General features: G+C 68.1%; 13 protein-coding genes. All 13 read right to left on the bottom strand.

Features of this window, described 5'->3' with window-relative positions; genetic code table 11:
• Positions 1 to 187, bottom strand: a 187-nt coding sequence (locus WEB06_00630) for a DUF4388 domain-containing protein (GenBank protein MEX2554120.1), incomplete at its 3' end; no start/stop codon positions are given.
• Positions 188 to 303: 116 nt separating this feature from the next.
• Complete coding sequence (gene aroE / locus WEB06_00625) at positions 304 to 1,119, bottom strand: shikimate dehydrogenase (protein MEX2554119.1); 816 nt, start codon at positions 1,117 to 1,119, stop codon at positions 304 to 306.
• A complete protein-coding gene (gene mltG, locus WEB06_00620; protein ID MEX2554118.1) occupies positions 1,119 to 2,198 on the bottom strand; it encodes an endolytic transglycosylase MltG in 1,080 nt (359 codons plus the stop codon). Before mltG ends, aroE begins: the two co-directional genes overlap by 1 nt.
• Positions 2,195 to 2,617 carry a Holliday junction resolvase RuvX gene (ruvX, locus tag WEB06_00615; protein ID MEX2554117.1) on the bottom strand — a complete coding sequence of 141 codons (423 nt, stop codon included), beginning with the start codon at positions 2,615 to 2,617 and terminating at the stop codon, positions 2,195 to 2,197. Before ruvX ends, mltG begins: the two co-directional genes overlap by 4 nt.
• Complete coding sequence (gene alaS, locus WEB06_00610) at positions 2,614 to 5,247, bottom strand: alanine--tRNA ligase (GenBank protein MEX2554116.1); 2,634 nt, start codon at positions 5,245 to 5,247, stop codon at positions 2,614 to 2,616. The genes ruvX and alaS overlap by 4 nt, the downstream gene beginning before the upstream one ends.
• Positions 5,248 to 5,304: 57 nt before the next feature.
• The gene (locus WEB06_00605; protein ID MEX2554115.1) at positions 5,305 to 5,544 is read right to left on the bottom strand and encodes a hypothetical protein; all 240 of its coding nucleotides are present in this window, start codon (positions 5,542 to 5,544) and stop codon (positions 5,305 to 5,307) included.
• Positions 5,544 to 5,921 carry a DUF948 domain-containing protein gene (locus WEB06_00600; GenBank protein MEX2554114.1) on the bottom strand — a complete coding sequence of 126 codons (378 nt, stop codon included), beginning with the start codon at positions 5,919 to 5,921 and terminating at the stop codon, positions 5,544 to 5,546. The genes WEB06_00605 and WEB06_00600 overlap by 1 nt, the downstream gene beginning before the upstream one ends.
• On the bottom strand, positions 5,918 to 7,300 hold the full coding sequence (locus tag WEB06_00595; GenBank protein MEX2554113.1) for a replication-associated recombination protein A: 1,383 nt from the start codon (positions 7,298 to 7,300) through the stop codon (positions 5,918 to 5,920). Before WEB06_00595 ends, WEB06_00600 begins: the two co-directional genes overlap by 4 nt.
• Positions 7,297 to 9,045: an aspartate--tRNA ligase gene (aspS, locus tag WEB06_00590; protein ID MEX2554112.1), complete on the bottom strand. Its 1,749-nt coding sequence runs from the start codon at positions 9,043 to 9,045 to the stop codon at positions 7,297 to 7,299. Before aspS ends, WEB06_00595 begins: the two co-directional genes overlap by 4 nt.
• Positions 9,042 to 10,313, bottom strand: coding sequence for a histidine--tRNA ligase (gene hisS / locus WEB06_00585; GenBank protein MEX2554111.1), 1,272 nt, complete (start codon positions 10,311 to 10,313; stop codon positions 9,042 to 9,044). The genes aspS and hisS overlap by 4 nt, the downstream gene beginning before the upstream one ends.
• Positions 10,310 to 10,990, bottom strand: coding sequence for an MBL fold metallo-hydrolase (locus WEB06_00580; GenBank protein MEX2554110.1), 681 nt, complete (start codon positions 10,988 to 10,990; stop codon positions 10,310 to 10,312). The genes hisS and WEB06_00580 overlap by 4 nt, the downstream gene beginning before the upstream one ends.
• Positions 10,991 to 11,149: 159 nt before the next feature.
• A complete protein-coding gene (gene dtd, locus WEB06_00575) occupies positions 11,150 to 11,599 on the bottom strand; it encodes a D-aminoacyl-tRNA deacylase (GenBank protein MEX2554109.1) in 450 nt (149 codons plus the stop codon).
• 7 nt (positions 11,600 to 11,606) lie between these two features.
• A partial coding sequence (locus tag WEB06_00570; GenBank protein ID MEX2554108.1) for a bifunctional (p)ppGpp synthetase/guanosine-3',5'-bis(diphosphate) 3'-pyrophosphohydrolase occupies positions 11,607 to 13,444 on the bottom strand: 1,838 nt, incomplete at its 5' end.

The following is a 13,444-nucleotide window of genomic DNA, read 5'->3' as shown; positions in this document are numbered from 1 at the left end:
CGACGACTCCGTCCGGGTCTTCCGCCGCGGAGTCGTCGACGACGGCTCCCGCGACGTGGCCGTCGACGAGCAGGACCCTTCCGCCGTCCACTTGACGGTAGATGTTGACCGCGCCGGTCGCGCCGGAGCGGGCGACGAAGCGCAGGACGTCGGCCAGTGCGAACAACTCGAGGTTGCCGCTCAGCATGTCGTCTCTCCCTCGCTCATCCGGGGCGGCTTCGAGGGTGCACGAACGGCCCCGCAGCCGGGTGGCTCAATCGAAGATGTCGGCAAGCGGAGGGGTTCGCTTGATGGATGGAGACGTCAGCGAACGGCTTCGGCCATCGCGTCGAAGGGGGCAGGGACGCCCGTCCACGCCTCGAACGCCAGCGCGGCCTGATGGAGGAGCATCCCGAGCCCGTTGAACGCGCGGGCGCCCTGTTTGGTGGCGATACGAACCAGTTCGGTCGTGTCCGGGTGATAGATGAGGTCGATGACGATCTGGCCCTCCCGCACCGCGCCCGCGTCGAGCGGGAGGGACGAGTCATCGCGACCGATGGGGGTGGCGTTCACGATCAGGCCTGCCTCCGCGGCGATCTCTGAACGGGATACCCATGGGGCCGCGCGCGCTCCCGACACCGCCGCCACCTCGTCGGCTTGCGCGTCCCGCCGTGCCGTCACCGTGACTTCCATGCCGGCGTCCGCCATCGATGTGACGACCCCGCGTGCCGCACCCCCGCCGCCGAGGACGACCGCTCGCATCCCATCGGGCTTCACCGCCACGTCTCGTTCGAGGAAGCGCATGAACCCCGGGCCGTCGGTGTTGGTGCCGATCAAACGTTCACCGTCGGCGACGATCGTGTTGACGGCGCCGACCCGTTCGACATCAGGGGTGAGGCCGTCGAGGTGTGCGATGACCGACTGCTTGTGCGGCATCGTGACGTTCAATCCGGATATCCCCAGGCCGCGCATCCCCTGGATCGCGTTCCCGAGCGCGTTCGGGCGCACGGGAAACCCGACGTAGACCCAGTCGAGACCGGTCGCGGCGAACGCGGCGTTGTGGATCGCCGGGGAGAGACTCGCATCGACCGGCCAGCCGATGATCCCGGCCACCCGTGTGGCACCCGAGATCGCTCGCATCACCGGGAATTCTTGAGCCGGAGGAACTCTTCGTAGGTCTCCGCGAACCCGTGCTCGCCCTTGTCGTTGATCAACACGTAGTACAGCCAATCCCCCTTCTCGGGGTTCAGCGCTGCTTGGATCGACTCGAGGCCGGGGCTCGCGATAGGGGCGGGCGGCAGCCGGTCGATGAGATAGGTGTTGTACGGCGAGGAGAACTGATAGTCCTCGACCAACAACGGCTGCTTGTACGAGCCGGTCTCGAGATAGATCCCGTATTGGACCGTCGCATCGATCTGCAGGCGCATCGGCTTCGCGAGCCGGTTGTGGATCACGCGTGAGATCTTCGCGCGGTCCTGAGAAACCCGAGCCTCGCGCTCGATCATGCTCGCGATGATCAGGATCTGGTAGGGGGTCACGTCGAGCCGGTCGGCGGTGGACCAGTCGAGGGCGGCGATCTCTTTCTCGAACTGGCCGTGAAGGCGCTCGACGACCTGAGCGACCGTTATCCCCTTGATGAGATCGTAGGTCTTCGGGAAAAGGGTGCCTTCGAGATTCTTGGTGTTGCGCGGGAGGATCGGCAGCGAGTGCTTCCCGCTCGTCGCCTCGGCGAGAAATTCCGTTGCCGGGATCCCGGCGACGCGCTCGAGGATCTGGGCGATCTCCCGGACGGTTTTCCCCTCCGGGATCGTGACGCGCGTGAACTCGACCGCCGGGCCCTTCTCGAGGAGCGCGAACACCGTCGAGTAACTCATCCCTTTGCGGAAGTCGTACTGCCCCGGCTTGAGACTCCCCGCGCTGCCCCGGAATCGCGCGTACAAGCGGAAAACCCATGCCGCCTCGATCACACCGGCTCGCTCGAGCTGCGAGGCGATCTCCGAGGCCGAGGAGCCGGGCTCGATCACGACGGAAACCTCGCTCCCGTCGCCGCCGGAGCCGCCGGCGGCGTTCAACACGTACCCCGCGAAGGCTCCCATCGGGAGTAGCAAGACCAGGAGGAAGACGACCAGCTTCCCGAGGGGAGTCAGCTTCGGGCGCCGGCGCCGTGGCGGCTCGGGAACCTGCTCCTCGGAGACCGGCGGCTCGACGATCGTGGTCATCGCGTTCCCTCCGCCGGCCTGCCGGAGTCGAGGTAGCTCTGCAACAACACCGTTGCGGCGAGCTTGTCGATCACCGTCCGCCGCTTGCGGCGCCGCACGCCCGCGCCGACCAGCGTCCGTTCCGCTTGCACGGTGGTGAGCCGCTCGTCCCACAGCACGACCGGCAGACCCGCTTCGTTCCGCACCGCATCGGCGATCTCGCGCGCGCGGACGGCGGCGGGCCCTTCGTTGCCGTCCATGCGCAGCGGGTGACCGATCACGATCTCGGTTGCCGCCTCCTCGCGGGCGATCGCCACGACCGCGGGGACGAGATCGTCGCCCGACGCGGTGAGGACCCGCAGCGGCTGCGCGATGCCGACAACCTCGACCGCGATACCGGTCCGCTCCGTTCCGACGTCGACGCCCAGCGCTCTGCTCATGATCCCAAGGCGCGCCGGGCTTCCTCGGCGGCGATGCGCACCGCTTCGCTTACTCCGTCGGGGCGGTTGCCGCCGCCGGTCGCCAGGTCGTCCTTGCCGCCAGCGCGGCCGCCGATCGCCTCCGCCGGCCCTTTCGCGAGCACGGGTGCTTTGATGCCGCGGCCGACGAGCTCCTTGGAGACGGCCACCGCGATACCGGCTTTCCCGTCGGCTCCGGACGCGAGGGCCACGATCGCCGGTCCGTGCACGGCTTCGCGAACCGCGACCGCGAGCGAACGCAGGTCGCCGACGCCGACGCCGGGCACTTCGGCCGCAACGAACGCGGCGTCCCCGACGAGCTCCGCCTTCCCAGCGAGCGTCCCGGCGAGATCCTTGACATCTCCCTTGCGCGACCGTTCCATCTCCGAACGGGCCGCTTTGAGGTCGTCGAGGATCCGCCGCACCTTGTCGGCCGCCTCGTCGGGCGTGCCGCGCACGAGGGTCGCGATCTGCTCGAGGAGCGTCCGGTCCCGCCGGTACCCTTCGATCGCCTCCGCGCCCGTCAGCGCCTCCACGCGGCGCATATTCGAGCCGATCGACGCCTCTCCGAGGATCTTGACCAGCCCGACCTGGCTCGTGTGGGTGACGTGCGTGCCGCCGCACAGCTCGATCGAGTAATCGCCGATCTCGACGACGCGGACGACGTCGCCGTACTTCTCTTCGAACAGCATCATCGCGCCGATCGTGTTCGCTTCCTCGCGCGTCGTCTCGTACGGTCGGACGAGGTCGTCCGACAGCAAACGCCGGTTCACGGTGTCCTCGATCTCGGCGAGGAGATCCCGCGACACCGGTTCCGTGTGCGGGAAGTCGAAGCGAAGCCGTCCGGCGTCGACCAGCGAGCCGGCCTGACGCGCGTGCGAGCCGACGGCCGCGCGCAAAGTGGCGTGCAGCACATGGGTCGCCGTGTGGCTCCGCGCGATCGACCCGCGACGACCCGCGTCGACCGCTGCATGCACGTCGGTACCCGTCACCGCTTCTCCTTGCCGGACGCGGACGCGGTGCACGATCAGCTCGCCGAGCGCCTCCTGGGTGTCGAGCACCTCGAGCCTCGCCCCGCCTGCGGTGATGAGTCCGGTGTCGCCGACCTGGCCGCCTCCTTCCGCGTAGAACGGCGTCGCGTCGAGGAGGACCTCGATCTCCTCGCCTTCGACCGCGGCCGGGACGCGTTCGCCGTCGCGAACGAGCCCCACGAGCAACCCGTCGGACTCCAAACGCTCGTAGCCCAGGAACTTGGTCGGGCCGCGTTCGGTCAGGATCTCACGCAAGGCTTTCTCGCTCGACGCGATCTCGCGCTTGGCCGCTCCGCGGGCGCGCTCCTGCTGCTCGCGCATCAGCGACGAGAACTCGCCCTCGTCGACCTCCATGCCGGCTTCACGAGCGATCTCGAGCGTCAGCTCGAGCGGGAAGCCGTAGGTGTCGTGGAGCTTGAACGCCGTCTTGCCCGAGACGCGGGACGTGCCGCTCTTCCTCGCACTCTCCATCTCGTCGTCGAGCAGCGTGATGCCCTTGCTCAGCGTGTTCCGGAACTGATCCTCCTCGGCCGCCGCAGCGCCGGCGATCATCTCCTTGCCGGAGACGATCTCGGGGTAGGCGTCGCCCATCGTGGCGACGACCGCGTCGATGAGCTGCGCCATGATCGGCTCGCGGATCCCGAGGATCCGGGCGTGGCGGGCGGCACGGCGGATGACCCGCCGCAATACGTAGCCGCGGCCCTCGTTGGACGGAAAGACGCCGTCGCCGATGAGGAACGTTGCGAAGCGCGCGTGCTCGGCGAGGATCCGCAGCGATACGTCGGTCTTCACCAACGGTTCGTACGCGGCTTGGTACTCGACCCCGGCGAGCTGCTCGGCGCGCTCGATGATCGGCTTGAACACGTCGGTCTCGTACGCGCCCGGAACCTTCTGGAGGATCGCCGCCAGGCGCTCCAACCCGAGTCCGGTGTCGACGTTGCGTTGCGGCAACGGCTGCACGGGCTCGCCGGTCGCGTCGACCTGGAACTCGGTGAAGACGAGGTTCCAGTACTCCATGATCCGGTCGCCCGGCACGAACCCCTCAACCTCGCCGTACTCGGGACCGCGGTCGTAGTACAGCTCAGAGCACGGGCCGCCGGGTCCGGCGACCCCCATCCACCAGAAGTTGTCCTCCCTGCCCATGCGGATGATGCGCTCGGCCGGCAGGTACGCGCGCCAGATCTCGGCCGCCTCGTCGTCCTGCTCGTACACCGTTGCCCAGATGCGTCCGGGGTCGAGTCCGAAGCCTTCGAGCGACAGCTCCCACGCCCAGCGGATCGCGTCGGCTTTGAAGTAGTCGCCGAACGAGAAGTTGCCGAGCATCTCGAAGAAGGTCTGATGCCGCGCGTCGAGCCCAACGAGGTCGATGTCGGTCGTGCGGGCGGACTTCTGACATGACGCCGCGCGCGGGAACTCGATCGGCTTGCGCCCGCTCAGGTATGGGATGAACTGAACCATCCCCGCGGTGGTGAGCAGCGGTGCGGACGGATCCTCGGGGACGAGCGACGACGACGGAACGACCCGGTGATCGCGCTCGCGGAAGAACTCGAGGAACGTACGCCTGATATCGGAGACCTTCATCGGCCCCGATTCTAAGCGAGGGAAGCGGTGCGGGCGGGGCGGTTTGCGACGGTCCTGCTAGGCCGGGTCGAGCCCCAGCTCCTCGCGGAGCTCCGCCTCGCGGACGATCATCTCCTGGCGTCCCGCCTCGATCGCGTCGCGCAGCCGCTCCCTCAGGCCGGAGGCGTACGAGCCGGCCTCGCGCGCGAGGTTCGGCGGCGAGTAGCGCTCCTTGGTGCGGTTCGCCCAGCGAACCACGGCGACGCCGACCGTGACGCCGATGCCGATGCCGACGAGGCCCCAGAAGACACGCCGCACTAGTCCTTCTCCTTCAGCTTGCTGGTCGCACGGCGGGCGCCGGCGAAGAAGGCCAGCGCTTTCACGAGCGGGTTGGTGACGGCCGCCTTCACGGTGTGGGAGATCGTCTCGACGTTGTGAGCCACGGTCTGCGCCGAGGCCATGATCGAGTCCACGCGCTCGATCTCGTGGTTGACGCCCTTCACGGTGTTCCCGACCTCATGGATCAAGGGAACGGTCTCCTGGGTCACGCCGTCGACCAGCTCCTTCGTGCTCGAAACGACCCGGAAGAGATTCAGAACGAGGATCGACACCACGATCACCGCGAGAGCGAAGAAAGCGGCGATGACGAGGACGGCGTAATCGGTTGCTTCCAGAGCGGCGATCGTTGCCGTCATTGCTCCCCCAGGTTCTCGGCGTCCGGTTCCCCGCCCACCCCGGGCTCCGGCTTCCAGTACTTCTTTCCCTCGAAACCTTCGGGCATGTAGGTCTGCTCGACCTGCGCCCCAGGGTAGGCGTGCGGGTATTTATACCCCGCCCCGTGCCCGAGAGCCTTGGCGCCGGGATAGTGCGCGTCGCGCAGGTGGTCCGGAACGGCACCTTGTCCTTCTTTCTCCACGTCGGACATCGCGTCCCCGATGGCGCGGATCACCGCGTTCGACTTCGGGGCGGTGGCGAGATACACGACCCCCTGCGCGAGGTTGAGCTGCACCTCCGGCAGCCCGACGTACTCGACCGCCTGCGCCGCGGCGGTCGCGACGACGAGCGCCATCGGATCGGCCTGGCCGACGTCCTCCGATGCGAAGATCACCATCCGCCTCGCGATGAATCGCGGGTCCTCGCCGGAGTGGATCATGCGGGCGAGCCACGCGAGCGCGGCGTCGGGGTCCGATCCTCGCATGGCCTTGATAAAGGCGCTGACGATGTCGTAATGCTGGTCGCCCGCGCGGTCGTACCGGACGAGACGCTGGCGGAGCGCTTCTTCGACGTCGGCGACGGCGACCGCTTCGTCCCCCCGCGCCGACGCGCGGTCGGCCGCCGCCTCGAGCGCGTTCAGCGCCACCCGCGCGTCGCCTTCGGCTTTCCCGGCGAGATGATCGAGCGCCTCATCGCTCGCGCTCACCTGCCCGCTCAACCCTCGCTCGGGTTCCGCGACCGCACGCTCGAGGATCGCGCGCACCTCTTCCCGGGTCAGCGGCTCGAGCCGGAATAGCAGGCTCCGCGACAGTAACGGCGAGGTGACACTGAAGAACGGGTTCTCGGTCGTCGCCCCGATGAAGACGACCCAGCCGGCTTCGACCCCGGGCAGCAGCGCGTCCTGCTGCGTCCGGCTGAACCGGTGGACCTCGTCGATGAACAGGATCGTGCGGCGGCCGGTTCCTTGCAGCCGTTCGCGAGCCTCGGCCATCACGGCGCGGACGTCGGCGACGCCGGAGGTCACCGCGGACAGCTGCTCGAAATGGGCGCTGGTCGCCTCGGCGACGATATGCGCAAGCGACGTCTTCCCCGTTCCGGGTGGTCCGTACAGCAGCACCGAGCGAAGCTTGTCCTCCTCGATCAATCCGCGCAGGACGCTGCCGACCCCGAGCAGGTGGGACTGACCCACCAGCTCGTCGAGGCTCCGCGGCCGCATGCGAGCGGCGAGCGGCGCGGAAGCACCGGCGGGTCCCGGCCGTCCGCTCTGGGCTCCCGGCCGGCCGGCCGCGCGACGGCCGCGCTTGGCTCCGGCGCCGCCTCCGCCGAACAGCGTCGGCTCGGATCCGGGAGCAGGGCTCATGGCCCGATGGTCTTTATCCCCAGCTCCCGCAGGGCCTTCGGGTCGACCGGCGTGGGCGCTCCGGTCAACGGGTCGACGCCCGACTGGATCTTCGGGAACGCGATCACCTCGCGGATCGATTCGCGGCCGGCCATCAGCATCGCGATGCGGTCGATCCCGAGCGCGATGCCGCCGTGCGGCGGCGGGCCGTATGCGAACGCCTCGAGCAGGAAGTCGAACTCGGACGGATCCCGCTTCAGCTCCTCGAGCACTCGCTCCTGAACATCGCGTCGATGGATACGTATGCTGCCCCCGCCCAGCTCCACGCCGTTCAGGACCAGGTCGTAGGCGCGAGCCTTGACGGAGGCCGGGTCGCCGGTCATCTCCTCGATCGACCCCTGGGGCGATGTGAACGGGTGGTGGACGGAGATCCAACGCTGCTCCTCGTCGTCCCATTCGAACAACGGGGGGTCGGTCATCCACAGGAAGTTCCATCGCCCCTCGGGGACGATACCCCGCTCCGCGGCGACGTGGGTCCGCAGTGCGCCGAGCACCGTCCGCGCTACCGGCGTGGCGTCGGCGACCACGAGCGCGACGTCGCCATCCGCGATGCCGAGCGCGGAACGGAGCGCGGCGGCTTGCGGCTCGGTCACGAACTTCGCGAGGGGCGAGTCGACGCCTTCCCTGGTGAACCGGAACCACGCGAGGCCTTTCGCGCCGCGTTCCGTCGCGAGTTGTTCCAGCCGCTTGAGGTCGGTCTTGGTCATCTCGCCGGCGCCGCGGACGCCGATGCCGAGGATCGAGCCGCCGGATTCCATCACCTTCTTGAAGATCCCGAGGGTCGTGTCGGCGAAAACTGGCTGCAGATCGGTGAGCTCCATGTCGTAGCGAAGGTCGGGCTTGTCGCTGCCGTACCGGCGCATGCACTCGTCGTACGTGAGACGCGGGAACGGGGGTTCGAGCTCGACGCCGAGAAGGTCGCGCCACAGCGAGACCATGAGCGCCTCCATCAGCTCCTGGACATCGGACTCCTCGACGAACGACATCTCGAGGTCGAGCTGGATGAACTCGAGCTGCCGGTCGGCGCGCAGGTCCTCGTCCCGCCAGCACGGCGCGATCTGGTAGTAGCGCTCGAAACCCGACACCATGAGCAGCTGCTTGAAGAGTTGCGGCGACTGCGGAAGGGCATAGAACGATCCCCGCTGGAGGCGGCTCGGGACGAGGAAGTCACGCGCTCCCTCCGGCGTCGAGCGCGTGAGCGTCGGGGTCTGGATCTCCGCGAACCCGCGTTCGTCGAGGAAGTTACGGATACCCCGGGTGACGCCGTGGCGCATCCGCAGGCCTCGCTGCATGATCGGACGGCGGAGGTCGAGGTAGCGGTATCGCAGCCGCGTCGTCTCGTCCGCCTCCAGATCGTCCTCGATCACGAACGGCGGCGTCAGGCTCTCGGACAGCACCTCGAGGCCTATGGCACGGACCTCGACCTCGCCGGTCGGAAGCTTGGGGTTCTCGGTGCCCTGCTTCCGCTTGGCGACCGTCCCAGTGATCAGGACGCAGAATTCGCGGTCGATGCCCGAGTGCGCGCGCTCGGCGGCCTCGGGAGCCTCTTGCGGATGGAACACGACTTGCACGGTCCCGGAGGCGTCGCGGAGATCGACGAAAACCACGCCCTTGTGATCGCGTACGTGATGCACCCATCCCGCGAGCGTCACCGACGAACCGTCGTGCTCCGCCCTGAGATCTCCGGCTCCGTGTGTGCGCATCATCGGAGGCGCTCGCCCATCCGCACGGAGACGGCGTCGAGCGGGACGGCCTCCTGCTCTCCCGAGGTCATCTCGCGAAGGGTGACGGTGCCGGCCTCTCGCTCGGCGGCCCCGATCAGCGCGGCGAAGCGGGCGCCGAGCTTGTCGGCGACCTTGAGATTGTTCTTCAAGGACCGCTCGAGGTACGGCAAGTCCGCCGCGAGCCCGGCTTCGCGGATCGCCCGGACGAGTCCGATCGCCAGCGGCCGTTCCCCATCGGAAAGCGGCACGACGTAGCAGTCGAGCCGGACGCCTTCCGGCGGAGAGCCCGCAGCCTCCTGCGCCATCAAGATGCGGTCGACGCCCAAGCCGAAGCCGATGCCGGGCAGCCGCGGTCCGCCGAGCTGCTCGACCAACCCGTCGTACCGGCCTCCACCGCCGAGCGCGTTCTGCGCCGCGTCGAGCGCGCCCGATTGATACTCGAACGTCGTGCGCGTGTAGTAATCGAAGCCTCGCACGAGACGCGGCGCCGGCGTGAACTCCACACCCGCATCCCTCAGGTGGCCCTTGACGGCATCGAGATGCTCCCGGCAGCTCTCGCACAGGAACTGCTCGAGCGTCGGCGCATCCGCGAGGATCTTCTGGTCGCGCTCGACCTTGCAGTCGAAGACGCGCAGCGGGTTCGTCTCCATCCGCCGCCGGCAGTCGGCATCGAGCTCCTCGCGGTGTTTCGACAAGAACTCCTTCAGCGACGGCAGATATCGGCCACGGCAGTCGTCGCCGGGGTGACCCATGCTGTTGAGCAGAAGCGAGACCTCGCCGGCCCCTGCCGCCTCGAGCACGCGCACTCCGGTCTCGATCACCTCCGCGTCGAGCGCTGCATCCTCCGAACCCACCGCCTCGATCCCGAGCTGGAAGTGCTGGCGATACCGGCCCTTCTGCGGCCGCTCGTAGCGGAACATCGGCGCCGCGTAGTAGAGCTTCACCGGGAGTGGCCGGTCGTGCAGATGGTGCGTGACGATCGCCCGCATCACCGGCGCCGTTCCCTCGGGACGAAGCGTGAGCGAATGCCCGCTCCGATCGGTGAAGGTGTACATCTCCTTCGTCACGATGTCGGTCGCTTCGCCGATCCCGCGGGTGAAGATCTCGGTCGCTTCGAACTCCGGCGTGATGATCCGGCGGTACCCGGCCCGCTCGAAGATGGCCGACCCCTCGCGCTCGAGGGATGCCAGCCGTTCCGAGAGCGGCGGCAGCAGGTCGCGCGTGCCGCGCGGCGGCTGCGGAGGTGTCATAGGCCGAGCAGCCGCGGCAGCTCGCCGCTCGCGTCGGCGAGAACGAAGGGGTTGGTCCGGCGCTCGATCCCCACGGTCGTCTCCGGCCCATGTCCCGACAGGATGACCGTCTCGTCCTGCAGCGGGAGCACGACGCGGCGTATGGACTCCATCAGCTCTTCGAGCGAGCCGCCGGGGAAATCGGTCCGTCCGATCGAGCCCTGGAAGATGAGATCACCGGAGAAGAGGATGCCGTTGGTCAGGAACACGCAATGTCCCGGCGTGTGCCCGGGCGTGTGCCGTGTCTCGAGCTCGAGGTCCCCGAATGCGAAGCGGTCGCCGTCGGCAAGATCGCGCACGTCCGCCGGGGTGTCGACCTGCATCTTCCCCATGCCCATGCGCCCCAACGCCGCTCCGGGGTCGTCGAGCATGTAGCGATCCTCCGGGTGGATGTACGCGGGCACGCCGGCGGTGTTGGCGATCTCGGCGGCGTTCCAGATGTGGTCGATGTGGCCGTGTGTGAGGAGCACCGACTTCAGGGTGAGACCGAGCGCCGCGACCCGTTCCGCGATCAGGGGCGCGGCGTCCTGACCGGGGTCGATGACGACCGCGGCGTCGCCCGCTTTCGCGGCCGCGATGTAGGTGTTCGAGGCGAAAACACCCAGCGTGTAGCCCTCGACGATGCGCTGGTCCTCCATATCGCGGGGCATCCTAACAAGGCCTCGACGCCTGACTCGTCGGATCGCCAGGCTGAGCCGCCAACCTCAGTCCGAAGGCATGACCAACCGTTCTTGCTGCTCTGGAAGACGGCAGGTGTCGCTATACACCGCAAGAACGCCGTCCGACAGATAGCAGTCCTAGAACCGCTTCTCCGAGTCGAGCAGGATCGTGACCGGGCCGTCGTTCACCAGCTCGACGTCCATCATCGCGCCGAAGCGGCCCTCCGCGACCGTCACTCCCGCAGCGCGCAGAGCGCCCGCAACCGCGCGGACGAGCGGCTCCGCCTGCTCCGGGCGCGCCGCGTCGATGAACGAAGGGCGGCGTCCCTTCCGGGCGTCGCCGTGCAGGGTGAACTGCGAGACGACGAGCACCGCTCCCCCAACATCCTCCAAGGAACGGTTCATGTTCTGCTCGTCGTCGGGGAAGATCCGCAAGCCGCGAAGCTTTTCGGTGAGCCACGTTGCGTCGGCTTCGGTGTCTCGGAGCCCGATGCCGACCAGCACGACGAGCCCCCGGCCGATCTCACCCACGACGGCCCCGTCGACGCGCACGGACGCACGCGAGCATCGCTGGACGACGGCGCGCAAGAGCGCGTCAGTTGCCGGCGCGGCTGCCGGCCCGGCCGGGAACGATCCGATATGCGTCGAACACCGCATCGACGCGCTTCACCGACGCGATGATGTGCTCGAGGTGCGCCGGGTCGGCCAGCTCGACGGTGAACTTGAGCGCAGCGGTGCGGGTCTTGGGGTTGGTCATGGAGGACGTCGACAGGATGTTCACGCCGAGGTCGGAGATCGTTGTCGCGACGTCGCGCAGGAGCTTGGTCCGGTCGAGCGCTTCGACGAGGATTGCGACCTGGAAGGTCGTCGGCCGTTGCGAATCCCAGGACACCTCGAGCAGCCGCCCCGCTTCGGCGGCGAGAGCCTTTCCGTTAGGACAGTCGGCGCGATGCACCGAAACGCCTCGTCCACGGGTGACGAAGCCGATGATCGTGTCCCCCGGCACCGGCGTGCAGCATCGAGCCAGCCGAGCAAGCACGTCGTCGAGCCCCTTGACGACGACTCCGTGCTCGGAGGACGGACGCATCCGCACCGGCGTCGGCACGTTCGCGAGGACGTCCTCCTCTTCCACGACCTCGTGCGCGATCCGCTGCGCGACGGTCGGGGCCGAGACGTGGCCCTCGCCGATCGACGCCTCGAGGCCCTCCACCGACGTGTGCCCGAGCTCCTTCGCGACACCGGCGAGGGCGTCGGATTTCAGGGTCTCTTGGATCGACAGCCCCTCCCGGCGCAGGGCGCGTATCAGCTCGTCCCGGCCGCGCTCGACCGCGTCCTCGCGTCGCTCGCGGCTGAACCACTGGCGGATCTTGCTCCGCGCGCGCGGCGTGGCAACGAGCTTGAGCCAGTCCTGCGACGGGCTCGCCGTGGGTGCCTTGCTCGTCAAGACCTCAACGGTGTCCCCCGTCTCGAGCCGGTAGTCGAGCGGGACCAGCCGGCCGTTCACGCGTCCGCCGATGCAGCGGTGCCCGACCTCGGTGTGGATCGCGTACGCGAAGTCGATCGGCGTCGATGAGCGCGGGAACGACAGCACGTCGCCCTTCGGCGTGAACACGAACACCTCGTCCGCATAGAGGTCGATCTTGAGACTCTCCATGAACTCCCGCGGGTCGGAGAGCTCGCGCTGCCATTCGAGCATCTGCTGGAGCCATGCGAGGTCCGCCTCACCGCGTCCGACCTTGCCGTCCTTGTACTTCCAGTGGGCGGCGATCCCCGTCTGCGCGGTGCCGTGCATCGCGTGCGTCCGGATCTGGATCTCGAGCGGTCTCCCACCCAAGCCGAGGACCGCGGTGTGCAACGACTGGTACATGTTGAACTTGGGCATCGCGATGTAGTCCTTGAAGCGACCGGGGATCGGCCGCCACAGCGCGTGGATCGCGCCGAGCGCCGCGTAGCAGTTGCGCACGTTGTCGACGAGGACACGGATCCCGACCAGGTCGAAGATCTCTCCGAACTCCTTGCCGCGCACGATCATCTTCTCGTAGATCGAGTAGTAGTGTTTCGGCCGTCCGCTCACGTCCGCTTTGATCCTCGTGCGCTTCAGCGCGTCATCCAGCTCGGAAACGACCCCGCGGAGAAGCTCGTCGCGCTCGGGCTGGCGTTCCTCGACCATACGAACGATCTCATCGAACTGCTTCGGGTACAGCGTCGCGAACGAGAGGTCCTCGAGCTGCCAGCGGAGCTGGTGGATGCCCAGACGGTTCGCCAGCGGCGAGAAGACCTCGAGCGTCTCACGCGCCTTCGCTTCCTGCTTGTCGCGCGGCATGTGGCCGATCGTCCGCATGTTATGGAGACGATCTGCGAGCTTGATGTAAAGGACACGGATGTCCTTCGCCATCGCCAGCATCATCTTGCGGATGTTCTCCGCCTGGTGCT

The sequence above is a fragment of the Actinomycetota bacterium genome, from assembly GCA_040905475.1.
In the GTDB taxonomy this organism is placed as follows: Bacteria; Actinomycetota; AC-67; order AC-67; family AC-67; genus DATFGK01.
The sequence above is the reverse complement of the archived record's forward strand: the minus strand, read 5'-3'. Positions and strand labels throughout refer to the sequence as shown.

Bases quoted from the DNA above. Each gene is read 5' to 3' on its own strand.
- aroE (MEX2554119.1), bottom strand. From the start codon at position 1,119: ATGCGAGCGATCTCGGGTGCCACACGGGTGGCCGGGATCATCGGCTGG.
- mltG (MEX2554118.1), bottom strand. From the start codon at position 2,198: ATGACCACGATCGTCGAGCCGCCGGTCTCCGAGGAGCAGGTTCCCGAG.
- ruvX (MEX2554117.1), bottom strand. From the start codon at position 2,617: ATGAGCAGAGCGCTGGGCGTCGACGTCGGAACGGAGCGGACCGGTATC.
- alaS (MEX2554116.1), bottom strand. From the start codon at position 5,247: ATGAAGGTCTCCGATATCAGGCGTACGTTCCTCGAGTTCTTCCGCGAG.
- WEB06_00600 (MEX2554114.1), bottom strand. From the start codon at position 5,921: ATGACGGCAACGATCGCCGCTCTGGAAGCAACCGATTACGCCGTCCTC.
- WEB06_00595 (MEX2554113.1), bottom strand. From the start codon at position 7,300: ATGAGCCCTGCTCCCGGATCCGAGCCGACGCTGTTCGGCGGAGGCGGC.
- aspS (MEX2554112.1), bottom strand. From the start codon at position 9,045: ATGATGCGCACACACGGAGCCGGAGATCTCAGGGCGGAGCACGACGGT.
- hisS (MEX2554111.1), bottom strand. From the start codon at position 10,313: ATGACACCTCCGCAGCCGCCGCGCGGCACGCGCGACCTGCTGCCGCCG.
- WEB06_00580 (MEX2554110.1), bottom strand. From the start codon at position 10,990: ATGGAGGACCAGCGCATCGTCGAGGGCTACACGCTGGGTGTTTTCGCC.